This window comes from Schumannella sp. GW821-FHT10F01 (assembly GCF_058809295.1).
Window position 1 is genome coordinate 87,795 of the sequence record NZ_JBXASM010000010.1, and the last position, 16,385, is coordinate 104,179.

General features: G+C 73.6%; 12 protein-coding genes. 6 read left to right on the forward strand and 6 right to left on the reverse strand.

Translation table 11 applies throughout. The annotated features are described in order from the left end of the window. Positions 1–19: 19 nt before the first annotated feature. Together aroA and AC1RSJ_RS12545 are read right to left on the reverse strand one after the other, a co-directional pair. The gene (gene aroA / locus AC1RSJ_RS12540) at positions 20–1,393 is read right to left on the reverse strand and encodes a 3-phosphoshikimate 1-carboxyvinyltransferase (protein ID WP_493118722.1); all 1,374 of its coding nucleotides are present in this window, start codon (positions 1,391–1,393) and stop codon (positions 20–22) included. A gap of 43 nt (positions 1,394–1,436) precedes the next feature. Further along, the gene (locus tag AC1RSJ_RS12545; RefSeq protein ID WP_493118723.1) at positions 1,437–2,630 is read right to left on the reverse strand and encodes a hypothetical protein; all 1,194 of its coding nucleotides are present in this window, start codon (positions 2,628–2,630) and stop codon (positions 1,437–1,439) included. Positions 2,631–2,819: 189 nt separating this feature from the next. Here AC1RSJ_RS12545 and AC1RSJ_RS12550 point away from each other — a divergent pair, with 189 nt between their 5' ends. Together AC1RSJ_RS12550 and AC1RSJ_RS12555 are read left to right on the forward strand one after the other, a co-directional pair. Further along, complete coding sequence (locus AC1RSJ_RS12550) at positions 2,820–3,521, forward strand: sigma-70 family RNA polymerase sigma factor (protein WP_493118724.1); 702 nt, start codon at positions 2,820–2,822, stop codon at positions 3,519–3,521. Between the two features lie 51 nt (positions 3,522–3,572). Further along, positions 3,573–3,803 (forward strand): anti-sigma factor family protein, encoded by a 231-nt coding sequence (locus tag AC1RSJ_RS12555; protein ID WP_493118725.1) that lies wholly within the window; start codon positions 3,573–3,575, stop codon positions 3,801–3,803. 24 nt (positions 3,804–3,827) lie between these two features. On the opposite strand, the gene AC1RSJ_RS12560 is transcribed toward AC1RSJ_RS12555, so the two are convergent. The 4 genes from AC1RSJ_RS12560 to AC1RSJ_RS12575 all read right to left on the reverse strand — a co-directional run bounded on the left by AC1RSJ_RS12560 (position 3,828) and on the right by AC1RSJ_RS12575 (position 11,344). After that, positions 3,828–4,871, reverse strand: coding sequence for a hypothetical protein (locus AC1RSJ_RS12560; RefSeq protein ID WP_493118726.1), 1,044 nt, complete (start codon positions 4,869–4,871; stop codon positions 3,828–3,830). Next, positions 4,868–6,130, reverse strand: coding sequence for a tetratricopeptide repeat protein (locus AC1RSJ_RS12565; RefSeq protein WP_493118727.1), 1,263 nt, complete (start codon positions 6,128–6,130; stop codon positions 4,868–4,870). Before AC1RSJ_RS12565 ends, AC1RSJ_RS12560 begins: the two co-directional genes overlap by 4 nt. A gap of 27 nt (positions 6,131–6,157) precedes the next feature. Further along, on the reverse strand, positions 6,158–7,435 hold the full coding sequence (locus tag AC1RSJ_RS12570) for an ATP-binding protein (RefSeq protein WP_493118728.1): 1,278 nt from the start codon (positions 7,433–7,435) through the stop codon (positions 6,158–6,160). A 69-nt stretch (positions 7,436–7,504) separates the two neighbouring features. Next, a complete protein-coding gene (locus tag AC1RSJ_RS12575; RefSeq protein ID WP_493118729.1) occupies positions 7,505–11,344 on the reverse strand; it encodes a multifunctional oxoglutarate decarboxylase/oxoglutarate dehydrogenase thiamine pyrophosphate-binding subunit/dihydrolipoyllysine-residue succinyltransferase subunit in 3,840 nt (1,279 codons plus the stop codon). A 161-nt stretch (positions 11,345–11,505) separates the two neighbouring features. Between AC1RSJ_RS12575 and guaB1 the strand changes: the two genes are divergently transcribed. From guaB1 to AC1RSJ_RS12595, 4 genes are all read left to right on the forward strand, one after another. Then, complete coding sequence (guaB1, locus tag AC1RSJ_RS12580) at positions 11,506–12,954, forward strand: GMP reductase (RefSeq protein ID WP_493118730.1); 1,449 nt, start codon at positions 11,506–11,508, stop codon at positions 12,952–12,954. A 32-nt stretch (positions 12,955–12,986) separates the two neighbouring features. Further along, positions 12,987–13,793, forward strand: a complete 807-nt coding sequence (locus AC1RSJ_RS12585; protein WP_493118731.1) for a hypothetical protein — start codon at positions 12,987–12,989, stop codon at positions 13,791–13,793. A gap of 141 nt (positions 13,794–13,934) precedes the next feature. After that, entirely contained in the window at positions 13,935–15,275 is a 1,341-nt protein-coding gene (locus tag AC1RSJ_RS12590; protein ID WP_493118732.1) for a hemolysin family protein, read from the forward strand. Then, on the forward strand, positions 15,272–16,306 hold the full coding sequence (locus AC1RSJ_RS12595; RefSeq protein WP_493118733.1) for a hemolysin family protein: 1,035 nt from the start codon (positions 15,272–15,274) through the stop codon (positions 16,304–16,306). The genes AC1RSJ_RS12590 and AC1RSJ_RS12595 overlap by 4 nt, the downstream gene beginning before the upstream one ends. The last annotated feature ends 79 nt before the right edge of the window (positions 16,307–16,385 follow it).

Sequence of the window (16,385 nt, forward strand, 5' to 3'; positions counted from 1 at the left end):
CGCGCGGCCATGGGCGGGGTCACGATCCGATCGCCGGCACGGCGTCGGCCCAGAGCCTCGTGAACTCGGGCAGCGTCTTCGCGGTCGTGCCGATGTCCTCGACCTCGACGCCCGGAACCGCGAGCCCGACGATCGCGCCGGCGGTCGCCATCCGGTGGTCGGCGTAGCTGTGCCAGGAGCCGGCATGCAGGGGAGCGGGGCGGATCTCGAGCCCGTCGTCGGTCTCCGTGACGTCGCCGCCGAGCTTCGTCAGCTCGGTCGCGAGCGCGGCGAGGCGGTCGGTCTCGTGGCCGCGGAGGTGGCCGATGCCCGTGATGCGGCTCGGGCCGTCGGCCAGCGCCGCGAGCGCGACGATCGCGGGAGCGAGCTCGCCGCCGGTCGAGAGGTCGAGATCCACTCCCGGGATGCTCGCGCCGCCGCGGAGCCCGATACCGCCGTCGACGACCAGCGCGTCGCCGTCGCGGCGCACCGCGGCGCCGAACAGCGGCAGCAGGTCGGCGAGGTCGGCGCCGACCTGCGTCGTCGTCTCGGGCCAGCCCTCGATCGCCACCTCGCCGCCGGCCACGATCGCGGCGATGAGGAACGGCGCCGCGTTCGACAGGTCGGGCTCGATGGCCACCTCGCCGCCGCCGATCGGGGCGGCCGGCACGATCCAGACCCCGGGCTCCGGCGACTCGACGACCACGCCGCGCGCCGCGAGGCAGGCGATCGTCATCTCGATGTGCGGCAGGCTCGGCAGGCGCTCGCCGGCGTGCCGCAGCGTCAGGCCCTCCTCGAAGCGCGGCGCGGCGAGCAGCAGCCCGGAGACGAACTGGCTCGACGCCGAGGCGTCGATCTCGAGCTCGCCGCCGCGCACCGATCCGGTGCCGTAGAGGCCGAACGGCAGCGCGCCGCGGCCGTCGTCGGAGATGTCGACCCCGAGCGCGCGCAGCGCGTCGATCATCGTGCGCATCGGACGCCGGCGGGCGCCCTCGTCGCCGTCGAACTGCACCGGTCCGAGCGCCAGGGCCGCGACGGGCGGCAGGAAGCGCATGACCGTGCCGGCCAGTCCGCAGTCGATGGAGCGGCCGCCGAGCAGCTCGCCCGGCGTCACGAGCAGGTCGGGCCCGTAGTCCCCGGAGGCGGGGCGCTCGACGACGTCGACGCCGAGTCCGCGCAGCGCCTCGATCATCAGGGCCGAGTCGCGGGAGTGCAGCGGCGCGCGCAGCAGCGTCGGCGCGTCAGCCAGTGCCGAGAGCACGAGCTCGCGGTTCGTGAGGCTCTTCGAGCCGGGCAGCCGCAGCCGGGCCGCGAGGGGGCCGCGCGCCGTCGGCGCGGGCCAGAGCGGGGCCGCCGAGGGCGCCTGCACGTCGCGCAGGGTCTCGTCGGGGCCGGAGTAGCGCTGGAAGACCATCGCGCTCAGGGTATCGCCCGCGGATGCCGCGATCCCCGCGCGGTCAGTTCGCTCCGCCCAGGCGCCACCACACCCAGGCGGCGAAGACGGCGGCGACGACGAGGCCGCCGGCGATCATGGCGGCGAACTGCCCCGTCGTCGTGCCCGCTCCGACGCTCCGCCGGCGCAGCTCGGCGCCGAGGAGCCGCCGGACCTCCAGCTCTGCGGGGCGGGCGGCCGCAGCGACGACGGCTCCGGCCATCCCTCCGACGGAGACCGTCACGAGCGCGGTGAGGAGCGCGGCGGGCGCGGGATCGGGCACGAGCGCGGAGGCGAGCAGCGTGGCTCCCGAGATCGTCGCGAGCAGGCCGGCGGCGACCGGCAGCCGCTCCCGGACGACGAGGTACGCGACCACGGCAGCACGCGCGGGCCCGAGCCGGAGCACCGCGAAGGCGGCGACGGCGACGAGGATCGGCACGACGATGACCGCCACCGTGATGCGCGCCGCCTGCCACTGCCCGAGCCAGGCCAGGGTCAGGAGCGGGAGGAACGTTCCGATGCTCACCCGCAGCATCGCCCCGGAGGCCGCTCGTGCCATGCCGGCGACGGTGTCCGGCGTCGACCCGAGCGCCGCGGCCGCCTCCGCGTAGCCGCGCAGCGCGAGGATGTTCGCGCCACGCTCGCGGTCGGCGTCCGCGAGGCCGACGTGCGCCCGGGGGTCGTCGGGACGCGCGCCGAGCACTCGAGCACGGTACTTCCGAGCTCGTCTCGCATCGCCGAGGAGGCTCCAGACGAGCGCTTCGGCGTCGTCGAGCTCGCCCGGGGCGGCATGTCGCTTCGCCGTCTGCAGGGTGCGGAGCCCGCGGCCGTATCGTCCCTGCGTGGCGGCCTGGATCGCCGCGAGCTCGGCAAGCGCCGCAGCGTCGTCGGGCCGGAGGTCGACCCGCCGCTGCGCCAGCCGGATGGCGGTGCGGCCGTCGGCGGCGCCGAGCCGGGCCCAGACAGCGGTGGACAGCGCCTCGTCCTGATCGGGCTCGAGCGCGAGTGCTCGGTCCGAGAACCGCACCGCCTCCCGGTGGTCGCCGCACGCCGTCTGCGCCGCGGCCGCCGTCGTCAACGCCGACACGTCGTCCGGGTTCGCGGCGAGGTGGGGGCCGAGCTCGCGCAGCGCGTCCTGCGGGCGCCTCAGCGCCAGGTACTGACGAGCACGGAGGACGGTGTCGGCGAGTGCGGGCTGCGGGGGCTCGCGATGGTCCATCCCGTCAGGCTAGGAAGATCGAGCACCGCTCGCGTCCCCGCGTCCGAGGGACTCCCATCGGAATACCCTGCCGCGCGCGCCGGTTGCCCATGGTGACCGCCGCGGACGGCGGTCCCCGGGGCACCGGGCGAGCAGAGCGGGAGAGGAGCAGGCGTGAACGCGATCGTGGCGGAACTAGAATCACCGGCGATGCCGACCACCGACACCCCCTCCGTCCCCGACGACCCGACCGGCTCCGCGCCGGTCGAGGCCGACGGCGTCGACCTCGACTACGACGTCGACGACACCCACCGCAGCGACCTGCCGCCGGACGAGCTCCGACGGCTGTTCGAGGAGCAGGCGCTGCCGTTCATGGACCAGCTGTACGCCGCCGCGCTCCGCATGACGCGGAACCCCTCGGATGCCGGCGACCTCGTGCAGGAGACGTTCGTCAAGGCGTTCAGCGCCTTCGCCCAGTTCAAGCAGGGCACGAATCTCAAGGCGTGGCTGTACCGCATCCTCACGAACAGCTACATCAACAGCTACCGCAAGAGCCAGCGGCAGCCGTACCAGAACGCGATCGACGACCTCGAGGACTGGCAGCTCGGCAGCGCGGAGTCGCTGACCCAGCACCGCACGACGCGATCCGCCGAGGCGGAGGCGATCGACCACCTCCCCGACAGCGACGTCAAGGACGCCCTCCAGTCGATCCCCGAGGACTTCCGGATGGCGGTGTACCTCGCCGACGTGGAGGGCTTCGCCTACCAGGAGATCGCGGACATCATGAAGACCCCGGTCGGCACCGTCATGAGCCGACTGCACCGCGGACGCCGCCTGCTGCGCGAGCGCCTCGCGGACTACGCCCGCGACCGCGGCTTCGCGGTCGCGGATTCCACCCCGCGTGAGCGATGAGGCCCGCGCGTGACTGAGAACGAGATTTCCGGACCCGATCAGGAGAGAGTGATGACCGACTGCGGCTGCGACAAGGCGAAGGCCGAGCTCGAGGAGTTCCTGCACCGCGAGCTCAGCGACGAGGACTTCCGCGACGTCGAGGAGCACCTCGCGAACTGCGCCGACTGCACCTCCGAGGTGCACGTGGGCCTCACGATCACCCAGCGCATCCAGAAGGCGTGCCAGGAGAAGGCGCCCGACGACCTGCGCTCGCAGATCATCGCCCGCCTCGAGCGGGTCTGACCCGAGCGCTCGCGACCCTGGCGGTCAGGGCTCCCGCCGCCGCAGCGACGCGGTGTGCACGGCGCCGATGACGAACCCGGCGAGCGAGAGCACCCGGACGAGGTCGTAGAGCAGCCTGGCGATCGGCTCCGGCACGAACGCCGCCACCACGATGACGGCGACGCTGACCGCCATGAACGCGGTCCAGACGACGAGCGATCGGCTCGTACGGGCGAACAGCCGCACGATGCCCCGGGTCGCGGGGCCGAGGCGCCGTCGGGTGTAGACGACCGCCACGATTGACAGCACCACCAGGATCCCCGCGCAGACGAGGCGCACCGGCTGGGACAGCGCCCCCGCCAGGAGGTCGCTGTCGCGGGGGCCGACGGCGGTGGCGACGATCACGATCGCGACCTGCACGACCCAGAGCCCGCGCTGCACGGCCAGGCCGAGGTTGTGCGCCGCCGCCCGTCCGAGCTCGCCGTCGACCGTCAGCGCGGCGAACTCGCGGGCGGCGCGGATGACCCCGCCGCCGCGCAGCTCCACGATCGCCAGGTCGTGGCGAGCCTCGCGGCTCGCGGGATCGAGGCGCAGCGCCTCCTCGAACTCCCGTCGTGCTGCCGCCTGCTCGTGCCGGGCGAGGTGCACGGCGCCGAGGCGGAGCCGCACGGCCGGCTGATCCGGGGCGAGGCGGACGGCCTCCCGCGCGGCGCCGAGCGTCTCGTCGTCGTGCCGCCCGCCGCGCAGCTCGATGCCGGCCAGGTCGCACAGCGCCGCCCAGTCGCCCGGAGCCAGCGCGCAGCGGCGGAGGGCGGCCTCCCGTGCACCCGCCGAGTCGCCGATCCCGGAGCGCGCCCATGAGAGCACGCCGAGCAGCGTGAGGTCGTCCGGATCCGCGGCCAGCGGCCGCGCCACGAGCCGGAGGGCCTCGGGGTGGTCGTCCTCGAGCTCGGCGGCCCAGGCGGCGAGGCCGAGGGCCGTCAGGTCGTCGGGATCCTCGGCGAGTCGGCGCCGCAGCAGCTCCCGCGCCTGGTGCGGGCGCGCCTCCTCGAGCAGGAGCCGCGCACGGTCCACATCGTCGGCGCTCATCGGGCGTCGCCCGCCTCGGCCGCCAGCCGCTGATCCGCGGATCGGCGGCGCAGGTCCCACGCGACGAAGCCGATCGCGAACGGCACGAAGCCGGCGATCGCGACAGCGGCCGCGAGCAGCATCCCGGGCGCGACGAGCACCATCGCCACGATCGCGAGGGCGTAGCCGCGGCGACGGCTGGCGCCGAGCACCCGGCCGAGGAAGCCGGCGAACACGAGCGCCGTGGCCGCGCAGTCGGCCGCCATGACGAGCAGGATCGGTCCCGCCGGATCGCCGGCGGCCGCGCCGACCACGATCCCGGCGACGGCGAGCGGCACCGCGGCCCCGGCGAAGCCGAGCGCGAGGGTCACGTAGGGGCCGTCGCCGAATCGCGCGCGGAGGATGCGGCGCGCCACGCCGCCGATGCGCTGCTCGGCGCGCCGTGCGGCGAGCACGATCGCGCCGAGCCCGCCGGCGAGCAGCACGAGCTGCAGCGCCGCACCGGTCCAGGGCCGCGACGGCGCCGGCAGGACGAGTCCGAACAGCCCAGCCGCGAGCGGAGCGGCGGCCAGCAGCGCCACGCAGGTGACGAGCAGGATGACGACCGGGCGCACGAGCACCGTCCCGGAGGCGGCCTCCAGGTGGGCCTCGGTGGTGCCGTCGCCGGGCGCGGCGCCCTGCATGCGCGCGAGCTCGGCCGCGGCCTCCGCCGCGCGTCCGCCCTGCGTCTGGATCGTCGTCAGCCCGCGCCGGGCGTCCTCGTCGAGCGGATCGATCGCGAGCGCGGCGCGGTAGTGCCCGACCGCCTGCTCGCGGCGCCGCTGCTGCATCCGGACGTCGGCGATCGCGGTGTGCGAGGCGGGGGAGTCGGCGTCGATCCGGAGCGCCTCGAGCGCGGCCGCCTCCGCCTCGTCGACCGACCCGGCGCCGAGGGCGATGTCCGCCAGCGCCCGGAGCGCCCAGGGCTGGTCGGACGCGAGCGCGAGCATCCGCCGCGCGCTCTCGAGGGCGGCGGCGGGGCGCCGCCGGGTGCGGGCCGAGAGCCACCAGGCGACCGGGTCGTCCGGGCCGAGCAGCACGGCGCGGTCGGCGAGGCGCCGCGCCTCGACGTCGCCGCCGGGCCGGTCGGCGTCGAGCAGCGCCTGCGCGACGATGCGGATCGCCTCGCGGTCGTCCGGGTGCTGCGCCATCCACGGCCCCGCGATCTCGAGCGCGCGCTCGGGTCGTCCGGCGTCGAGCCAGGCGCGGGCGAGCGCGAGCGGGGCCGCCTCGTCGCTCACCGTCGCGCCCTCGTCATCGCGTCCGGCTCAGAGCCGCTTCGAGCGCTTGAGGAACGCGCGGAGGTCGGCGAAGGTGCCGTCGTCCTCGCCGAACAGCACGACGTTGCGCGCCGAGTCGAGCCACGGGCCGGTGGACGGCGTGACCTGGGCCAGCGCGCCGACCAGGTCCGGCATCCCGATCATCCGGGCCGTGCCGGTCTGCACGCTGTCGAGCAGCGCCGCCTCGCTCGCGAGCTCGCAGACGTACGCGATGTCGGCACCCGAGAGCCCATCTGACCGCGCCGCGAGTCTCGCCAGGTCGATGCCCTCCACCGGGCGCCCGGCGAGGTGGTGCCGGAAGATCGCCTCGCGCGCCGGCTCGTCGGGCGGCAGCACGAGCACCGTGCGGTCGAGCCGCCCGGGGCGCCGGAGCGCCGGGTCGACGTCCCACGGCTGGTTGGTGGCGGCGAGCACGAACACGCCGTCGTTGTCTGACGAGATGCCGTCGAGCTCCTCGAGCAGCGCCACCACGACGCTGCGGAGCCCGCTGCCCCGGCTCAGCGAGCGGCGCTGTCCGATCGCGTCGAGCTCGTCGAGGAAGACGACGCACGGGGCCTTCCGGCGCGCGAGCTGGAACAGCTCGTGCACGTTCTTCTCGCTCTCGCCGAGGTAGCGATCGAGGATGTCGCTGAGCCCGACCGAGAGGAACGACGCGCCGAGCTCGCCGGCCACCGCCCGCGCGATGAACGTCTTGCCGCAGCCGGGCGGACCGTACATGAGCAGCCCGCCGCGGAGGCTCTTGCCGTACAGCGCGCGGAGCTCCGGGTTCTTCAGCGGCGCGAGGAACGCCGACTCGAGCCGCGCCTTCACGGTCTGCATGCCGCCGACGTCGGCGAGCACGACGGAGGAGCGCTCGGCCTCCCGGTCGTCGAACAGCGGGCCGTCGCCGGAGTCGGGACGCACGAACATCGGCTTCGCGATGCCCTCGACCTGGGCCTCCGCCGCGGTCCAGTCGAACGAGCCGGGTGCGGCCGGGGTCTCGGGGGCGAGCGGCGCGAGCGGAGCCTCTGCCGCGTGCGGCGCATCCGACGCCAGGGGCGCCTCCGGCACCGGCCCGGCCTCGGGCCGGGGCGCCAGGGCGGCGCTGATGAGCCGGCGCGCGCGGTCGTCGGACGGCGTCAGCGCGAGCACGGCGCTCGCCTCCGCGACGGCCCCGTCGGCATCCCCGCGCTGCAGCAGCAGCTCGCCGAGGTGCAGCCGCAGCTCGGCGTCGCCGGGCGCCGCCTCGACGGCCCGGCGGAGGGAGGCGAGGAGGGCGTCGTCCATGAGCCGAGCCTAGATCGCGTTCCGCCGCGCCGTCAGGGCGTGGGCCGGGGGTTCAGGAGCGTCCGGCGGTCAGAGCGACAGCGCGGCGTCGAGGATCGCGGCCTGCTCCGCCGCGGACCGCTTCGTCGAGCCCGCCGCCGGGGAGGCGGAGGCGCGGCGCGAGATCACGCGGATCGGGCGGTCGAGCTGCGTGGCGATGTCCGAGTTCACGAACGGCCAGGCGCCCTGGTTCTCGGGCTCGTCCTGCACCCATACGACCTCGGCGTCCGGGTACTTCGCCAGCTCGGCCTGCAGCTCCTGCACCGGGGCCGGGTAGAACTGCTCGAGCCGCACGAGCGCGATCGACTCGCGGCCGCCCCGCTTCTCCAGCTCGCCGAGCAGGTCGTAGTGGATCTTGCCGGCGTGCACGAGCACGCGCTTCACCGTGCTGGCGTCGGTCACGGAGGGGTCGCCGAGCACGGCCTCGAAGCGCCCCGACGTGAAGTCGGCGACGTCGCTCGTGGCGCCGCGCAGCCGCAGCATCGACTTCGGCGTGAAGACGATGAGCGGACGACGCGGACGCGCGTAGGCCTGGCGGCGCAGCAGGTGGAAGTACGACGCGGGCGTCGACGGCCGCGCGATCGTCATGTTGTTCTCGGCCGCGAGCTGGAGGTAGCGCTCGATGCGGGCGGACGAGTGGTCCGGCCCCTGGCCCTCGTAGCCGTGGGGGAGCAGCAGCACGACGCTCGAGCGCTGGTTCCACTTCTGCTCCGCCGCGGAGATGAACTCGTCGATGACGGTCTGGGCGCCGTTGGCGAAGTCGCCGAACTGCGCCTCCCAGAGCACGAGGGCGTCCGCGCGCTCCACCGAGTAGCCGTACTCGAAGCCCATCGCCGCGTACTCGCTGAGCAGCGAGTCGTAGATCCAGAGCTTCGCCTGGTTCTCGGCCAGGTTCGCGATCGGGATCCACTCCTGGCCGTTCTCGCGGTCGTGGAGCACGGCGTGCCGGGAGACGAAGGTGCCGCGGCGGGCGTCCTGGCCGGCGAGGCGCACCGGCGTGCCCTCCACCAGCAGGGAGCCGAACGCGATGAGCTCGCCGAAGCCCCAGTCGATGGCGCCGGTGCGGCTCATCTCGGTGCGCTTGCGCATCAGCTGCTGCAGCTTCGGGTGCACGGCGAACCCGGCGGGCGGGTTCGACATCGCGTCGCCGACCAGCTGCACGACCGACTCGTCGACGCCGGTGGAGACCGGCTCGCCGACGGCGTCGTCCTGCTGGGCCTGCGGGCGCTCGAGGTCGGACACGGCGCCCGCGTCGCCGACGACCGGCATGGTGCCGGTCTGGGCGGCGTGGGTCTCCCCGAACGCGCGCTCGAGGCGGTCCTGGAAGTCCTGGTGCGCCGCGTCGTACTCGTCCTGCGTGATGTCGCCGCGGCCGACGAGGGCCTCGGTGTACAGCGTCCGGACGCTGCGCTTGGCCTCGATGAGGTTGTACATCAGCGGCTGGGTCATCGACGGGTCGTCGCCCTCGTTGTGACCACGGCGGCGGTAGCAGACGAGGTCGAGCACGACGTCGCGCTTGAACTGCTGGCGGTAGTCGAAGGCGAGCGCCGCGACGCGGACCACGGCCTCCGGGTCGTCGCCGTTCACGTGCAGGATCGGCGCCTGGATGGTCTTCGCCACGTCGGTCGAGTAGACCGAGCTGCGGCCCTCGCTCGGCGGCGTCGTGAAGCCGACCTGGTTGTTGATGACGAGGTGGATGGTGCCGCCGGTGCGGTAGGCGCGCAGCTGCGACATCTGCAGCGTCTCGACCACCACGCCCTGGCCGGCCATCGAGGCGTCGCCGTGCACCACGATGGGCAGCACGCCGTAGCGGCCGTCGTTGCGGCGGTCCTGCTTCGCGCGGACGATGCCCTCGAGCACGCCGTCGACGGCCTCCAGGTGCGACGGGTTCGCCGCGAGGTAGACGGGGATCTGCTCGCCGGACGCGGCGGTGAAGTTGCCCTCGGTGCCGAGGTGGTACTTCACGTCGCCGGAGCCCTGCACGGTCTTCGGGTCCTGGGTGCCCTCGAACTCGCGGAAGATCTGGCCGTAGGTCTTGCCGGCGATGTTCGTGAGCACGTTGAGGCGGCCGCGGTGCGCCATCCCGATGGCGACCTCGTCGAGGCCGGCCTCCGCGGCGCCCTGCAGGATCTCGTCGAGCAGCGGGATGGTCGACTCGCCGCCCTCGAGGCTGAAGCGCTTCTGGCCGACGTACTTCGTCTGCAGGAAGGTCTCGAAGGCCTCGGCCTCGTTGAGCTTCGACAGGATGCGGAGCTGCTCGTCGTGCCCGGGCTTCTCGTACGGGCGCTCCAGGCGCTCCTGGAACCAGGCGCGCTGGTCCGGGTCCTGGATGTGCATGTACTCGACGCCGATGGTGCGGCAGTAGGAGTCGCGGAGCACGCCGAGGATGTCGCGCAGCAGCGCGGCGCGCTTGCCGCCGAAGCCGCCGGTGACGAACTCCCGGTCGAGATCCCAGAACGTGAGCCCGTGGGTCGAGATCTCGAGGTCGGGGTGCGAGCGCTGGCGGTACTCGAGCGGGTCGATGTCGGCCATGAGGTGGCCGCGCACGCGGAAGGAGTTGATGAGCTCCTGCACCCGGCTGGTCTTGCCGACGCGGGTCGAGAGGTCGACGTTGATGTCCTCGGCCCAGTGGATCGGGTCGTAGGGGATGCGCAGGGCCGAGAACAGGTCCTCGTAGAAGCCGTCGCCGCCGATGAGCTTGGTGTGCACGCGCTTGAGGAACTCGCCGGAGCCGGCGCCCTGGATGACGCGGTGGTCGTACGTGCTCGTCAGGGTGATCGTCTTGCCGATGCCGAGCTCGACGAGCGTCTTCGCGGCGGAGCCCTGGAACGCGGCGGGGTACTCGAGCGCGCCGGCGCCGATGATCGTGCCCTGGCCGCGCATCAGGCGCGGCACCGAGTGCTCGGTGCCGATGCCGCCCGGGTTGGTCAGCGAGATCGTGACGCCCTGGAAGTCGGCGGCGGTGAGCTTGTTCGCGCGGGCGCGGGCGACGACGTCCTCGTAGGCGGCGAGGAACTCGCTGAAGCCCATCGTGTCGGCGCGCTTGATGCCCGGCACCATGAGCGAGCGGGTGCCGTCCGGCTTCGGCAGGTCGATCGCGATGCCGAGGTTGATGTGCGCCGGCGCGACCACGACCGGCTTGCCGTCGCGCTCGTCGTAGAACACGTTCTGGCTCGGGAACTCCTGCAGCGTGCGCACCATCGCCCAGGCGATGAGGTGCGTGAACGACACCTTGCCGCCGCGGGCGCGGCGCAGGTGGTTGTTGATGACGATGCGGTTGTCGATCATCAGCTTCGCCGGGATCGTGCGCACGCTCGTGGCGGTCGGCACGCTGAGCGAGGCGTCCATGTTCGTGGCGAGGGTCTTGGCCATGCCGCGCAGCGGCGTGACGACGTCCTCGCGGTCGGCGACGACCGGGTTGCTGGAGGTCTGCGGCGCCTCGGCCGGGATCGGCTGCGGCTTCGCCTGCACGCCCGTGGTGCGCGCGACGGGCGCGGCGCCGGTGGGGGTCGGCTGCTCGGCGGCGGGCGCTGCCGGGGCGGGCGCGTCGGCGACGGCATCCGGGATCTGGGCCTCGCCGCCCTGCTGGGACTCGGCCGGCGGCTGCTCAGCCGAGGGGGCTTCAGCGGCGGGGACCTCAGCGGCCGGGGCCCCCTGGGCCTGCTGCACCGGGATGGCGGTGGTCGGGGTGGGGTCGGTCACCTGCGCGGCACCGCGCTGCCGGGCCTCGAGGATCGGCCACCAGCTCTTGTCGACGCTCTCGCGGTCCTCGAGGAACCGCTCGTAGAGCTCGTCGACGAGCCACTCGTTGGCTCCGAATCCGTTGGAGGAGTCGCCCTCCGAGTTGACACCGGTCACCTGGCTCGTCACGGCCGACCGCCCACCTTCGATTGCTGTTCTGCCTCGGGAATCTCGACGCTGCCAGCGGCGGCCGCGCCGCGATCAAGCCTAACCGCATCGCGCTGGGAGCGCCGTCGCCGTTCCGGGGATCCGCCCGGGAATCGCGCCCCCGTGCCGGATACCGTGGGGGCATGCGGTTCACCGGCCAGCTCCCCGCCCACGACCTCACCTACTCGGACGTCTTCCTGGTGCCCTCGAGGTCGGATGTCGGCAGCCGTCTCGCCGTCGACCTCGCCCCCGGCGACGGCACCGGCGCGACCATCCCGATCGTCGCGGCGAACATGAACTCGGTCACGGGACCGCGCCTCGCGGCGACCCTCGCGCGCCGCGGCGGCATCGCCGTGCTGCCGCAGGACCTGCCGCTGCAGGATCTCGACGCCGCCATCCGCTGGGTCAAGGACCAGCCGGTCGCGTTCGACGGCGTGCTGCGGCTGCCGGGCGACGCCACCGCCCAGGACGCGCTCGCCCAGCTGCCGCCGTCGGCCGGCTGGGGCGTGCTCGTCGTCGACGGCGCCGGCGAGGAGATCGGGGCGGTGCCCGCCGAGCGCCTCGCCTCGGTCGTGCCCGACGCGCGCCTCGGCGACCTCGTGCACGGCACCGTGCTCGGGCTCGACGCGGACGACCTCGACGACCCGTCCGCGCCGCACCGCGCCTTCGACCTGCTCGCGGAGGCGGGGGTCGAGTGGGCGCTCATCCGCCGGCACGGCCGCGTGATCGGCTCGCTCGGCCGCCGCGGCGCGCTGCGCTCGACGCTCTACTCCCCGGCCGTGGACGCGAGCGGGCGCCTCCGCGTCGCCGCCGCGATCGGCATCAACGGCGACCCGGCCGGCAAGGCGAAGGCGCTCGTCGCGGCCGGCGTCGACGTGCTCGTCATGGACACCGCCCACGGCCACCAGGAGTCGATGCTCCGCGCCATCCGCGAGGTCGCGGCGCTGAAGCTGCCGGTGCCGATCGCCGCCGGCAACATCGTCACCGCCGAGGGCGTGCGCGACCTGGTCGAGGCCGGCGCCGACATCCTCAAGGTGGGCGTCGGACCGGGCGCCATGTGCACGACGCGCATGATGACCGCGGTCGGCCGCCCGCAGTTCAGCGCCGTGCTCGAGACGGCGGAGGCTGCGCGCGAGGCAGGCGCGCACGTCTGGGCGGACGGCGGCGTGCGCTACCCGCGCGACGTCGCCCTCGCGCTGGCCGCCGGCGCCGCCTCCGTCATGATCGGATCCTGGTTCGCCGGCACGATCGAGGCACCCGGGGAGCTCGAGTCCGACGCGGACGGCCGCGTCTTCAAGCAGAGCTGGGGGATGGCGTCCACGAAAGCCGTGCATGCGCGCTTCGGCCGCCTCGACGCGTACCAGCTCGCCCGCAAGGAGCTCTTCGCGGAGGGCATCTCGAGCTCGCGGATCTACCTCGACCCGCTGCGTCCGTCGGTCGAGGACCTGCTCGACATGATCACCTCGGGCGTGCGCTCGTCCTTCACCTACGCGGGCGCCGCCGACCTGGCGACCTTCCACGAGCGCGCGGTCGTCGGGTTCCAGTCGGCGGCCGGCTACGAGGAGGGCAAGGCGCTCCCGGTCTCCTGGTGATCGGAATGCGCCGTCCGGCATAGCCTGCCTTCGTGATCATCGACACGCTCGGCCCGATGCGGCTCGGGGTGGAGGAGACGGATGCGGCGATCTCCGTGCCGACGCCGCCGCGCCCGCCCGGCGTCGCGTTCCCCGCCCGCCGGCTGCGGGTGAACGGACGCGACGCGTTCGATCTGGCGATCTGGTGCGGCACCTGCCCGGCGATCTTCGAGCGCCGCGCGGAGGCGCCGACCTCGTCAGTCGGCGTTGCGAACGCGCAGCTCGCCGCTGGGCTGGATTCGATCGATCCCGGCGTGCTGAGCACCTACGGCGGCCTCGTCGCGCGCTCCGACTTCACGGTGCTGCTCGAGGACGTCAGACCGCGGCTCGTCCATCCCGGCGATGACGACGACTACTTCCGACGCGAGCAGCCTGCGGTGTGGGGCGTCGATCCGGTGACGGGACTGCCCGAGGACCCCGGGACGCCGTACTACCGGACGTTCGAGACCGCCGTCGATCGGGATGCCCACCTCTTCGAGATGCTCGTGCCGCTGGTCCCGCCGTCCTGGAACGACCCGGCCACCGTCCACGCGTACGAGGGCCGCGACGGCGCGACCGCGGTCGCCTACTCGATCCTGGACGTGCTGCAACCGGCGGTCGATCGGGGCCCGGACCACGCCGCGCACTGGGTTCTCACCCACTTCCTGCTCGACGGGCACCACAAGGTCGAGGCCGCTGCGCGCGCTGGACACTCCGTCCGACTGCTCTCGCTGGTCGATCGAGGCATCAGCATCGCGAGCGACGACGACCTCGACCGACTGCCCGAGCTGCTGTCGCGTCCGCGACTCCGACGCGGCTGACCGCGCCCCGCTCCTGGTATCCGCCCAGTTCGGCCCGCGGCGCTCCCGCTAGACTCGCCGCATAATGGACGACCCCCCGTCTCAGACGAGCGCCCCCTGCCATAGACCCGTGCCGGACCGACACGGACGGAGGGCGAGCTGATGGGCTACGAGTGGCTGCTGCTGCTCGCCGGCCTCGTCCTCACCGTCGGAACCGGCTTCTTCGTGGCGAGCGAGTTCTCGCTCGTCAACCTCGACCGCGCCGAGCTGGAGTCGCGGAAGGACAAGGGCGAGACCGGCCTGGGCCCGGTCATCTCCGCCCTGCGCCACACCTCGACGCACCTCTCGAGCGCGCAGCTCGGCATCACGCTGACGACGCTGCTCACCGGCTTCACGCTCGAGCCGGCGTTCGCGCACTGGCTCGAGCCCGTCGTCGCGGCGATCGGGCTGGCGGAGGCGGCGCAGGACGTCATCTCGTCCGTCGTCGCCGTGCTCGTCGCCACGCTGCTCTCGATGATCCTCGGCGAGCTGATCCCGAAGAACCTCGCGCTGTCGGTGACGCGGCAGACGGCGAAGATCGTCGCGCCGTTCCAGCTCGGCTTCAGCCTCGTCTTCAAGCCGTTCGTCGCGCTGCTCAACAACACCGCGAACGCGATCCTCCGCGCGATCGGCGTCGAGCCGCGCGAGGAGCTCAGCTCCGCTCGCACGGCGGAGGAGCTCTACAGCCTCGTCCGCCGGTCCGCCCGTGAGGGCTCGCTCGACCGCGACACCGCGACACTGCTCGCGCGCACGCTCGTGTTCGCGGACCACGACGCGTCGGAGGCGATGACCCCGCGTCCGCGCGTCACCAGCATCGACCGCACCGGCAGCGCGCAGGACGTCATCGACCTCGCGCGCCGCACCGGCTTCTCGCGGTTCCCCGTGCTCGACGACGACATCGACGACGTCGTGGGCGTCGTGCATCTCAAGCAGGCCGTCTCCGTGCCGCGCGAGCGCCGCGAGCAGGTGCCGGTCTCGGCGCTGCAGACGGAGGCGCTCCGCGTGCCCGAGACCATGAAGCTCGACACGCTGCTCGGCGAGCTCCGCGGGCAGGGCTACCAGCTCGCGATCGTCGTCGACGAGTACGGCGGCACGGCCGGCGTCGTCACGCTCGAGGACCTCGTCGAGGAGCTCGTCGGCGAGGTGTCCGACGAGCACGACCGCTCCCGCGCCGACGTGGTGCGCAGCCGCGGCTGGCTCACGTTCCCCGGCGCGCTGCGCCCGGACGAGCTGCTCGAGCGGGCGGGCGTCACCGTGCCGGAGGACGGCCCCTACGAGACCGTCGCCGGGTTCGTGCTCAGCGAGCTCGGACGCCTCGCCGTCCCCGGCGACGAGGTCTCGACCGACGCCGGCACCTTCCGCGTCGAGCGGATGGACGGCCGCCGCATCGACCGCATCCGCTTCACGCCGCGGCCGTCCGACGACGCCGCGGCGGAGACCACGACCGAGGAGGCCGCCCGATGAGCGACGTCTGGGGCATCGTCTGGCTGGTCGTGCTGCTCATCGTCAACGCGTTCTTCGTCGGCGCCGAGTTCGCGGTCATCTCGGCCCGCCGGTCGCAGATCGAGCCGCGCGCCGAGGCCGGGTCGCGCTCCGCGCGCACCGCGCTGTACGCGATGGAGCACGCCACGCTCATGCTCGCGACGAGCCAGCTCGGCATCACCGTGTGCTCGCTGCTGATCCTCAACGTGTCCGAGCCCGCCATCCACCACCTCCTCGAGGGCCCGCTGCACCTCACCGGCCTGCCGGAGGAGGCGATCGTGCCGATCGCGTTCGCGATCACGCTGATCATCGTGTCGTTCCTGCACGTGGTGTTCGGCGAGATGGTGCCGAAGAACCTCTCGTTCTCGGTGCCGGACCGCGCCGTGCTGCTGCTCGCGCCGCCGCTGGTCGCCGTGTCGATGGTGTTCCGCCCGGTGATCGTCGCGCTGAACGCGGTCGCCAACGGCGCGCTGCGACTGCTGCGCGTCGAGCCGAAGAACGAGGCGACGAGCGCGTTCACGCTCGACGAGGTGTCCACGATCGTCGCCACCTCGACTCGGGAGGGCGTGCTCACCGACACGACCGGCACGCTGAGCAACGCGTTCGAGTTCACGGAGAAGAAGGTGCGCGACGTCGCGATCGCGGTGCCGGATCTCGTGACGCTGCCGGAGGCCGCCTCGCCGGCCGAGGTGGAGCGCGCGGTCGCGCAGAACGGCTTCAGCCGCTACGTCCTCGTCGACGAGGAGGGCGAGCCGACCGGCTACGTGCACCTCAAGGACGTCATCGACCTCGACGACGACGAGTTCGACGACCCGGTGCCGCCGAAGCGCATCCGCCAGCTGATCTCGCTGTTCCGCGACACCGACCTCGAGGACGCGCTCGCGATCATGCGGCGATCCGGCCTGCACGTCGCGCGCGCGTTCGACGAGAACGGCGCGACCCGCGGCGTCGTCTTCCTCGAGGACATCATCGAGGAGCTCGTCGGCGAGGTGCAGGACGCCACCCGGCGCTAGCCGGCTGCGGCCCCGCCCGGCGCCCGTGCGTCGCTGGCCGTCCTGACGACCGACCGCGCTAGCCTGAGCGGCAGACGCG

Bases quoted from the DNA above. Each gene is read 5' to 3' on its own strand.
- AC1RSJ_RS12570 (WP_493118728.1), bottom strand. From the start codon at position 7,435: ATGGACGACGCCCTCCTCGCCTCCCTCCGCCGGGCCGTCGAGGCGGCG.
- AC1RSJ_RS12555 (WP_493118725.1), top strand. From the start codon at position 3,573: ATGACCGACTGCGGCTGCGACAAGGCGAAGGCCGAGCTCGAGGAGTTC.
- AC1RSJ_RS12560 (WP_493118726.1), bottom strand. From the start codon at position 4,871: ATGAGCGCCGACGATGTGGACCGTGCGCGGCTCCTGCTCGAGGAGGCG.
- AC1RSJ_RS12595 (WP_493118733.1), top strand. From the start codon at position 15,272: ATGAGCGACGTCTGGGGCATCGTCTGGCTGGTCGTGCTGCTCATCGTC.
- guaB1 (WP_493118730.1), top strand. From the start codon at position 11,506: ATGCGGTTCACCGGCCAGCTCCCCGCCCACGACCTCACCTACTCGGAC.
- aroA (WP_493118722.1), bottom strand. From the start codon at position 1,393: ATGGTCTTCCAGCGCTACTCCGGCCCCGACGAGACCCTGCGCGACGTG.
- AC1RSJ_RS12590 (WP_493118732.1), top strand. From the start codon at position 13,935: ATGGGCTACGAGTGGCTGCTGCTGCTCGCCGGCCTCGTCCTCACCGTC.
- AC1RSJ_RS12550 (WP_493118724.1), top strand. From the start codon at position 2,820: ATGCCGACCACCGACACCCCCTCCGTCCCCGACGACCCGACCGGCTCC.
- AC1RSJ_RS12545 (WP_493118723.1), bottom strand. From the start codon at position 2,630: ATGGACCATCGCGAGCCCCCGCAGCCCGCACTCGCCGACACCGTCCTC.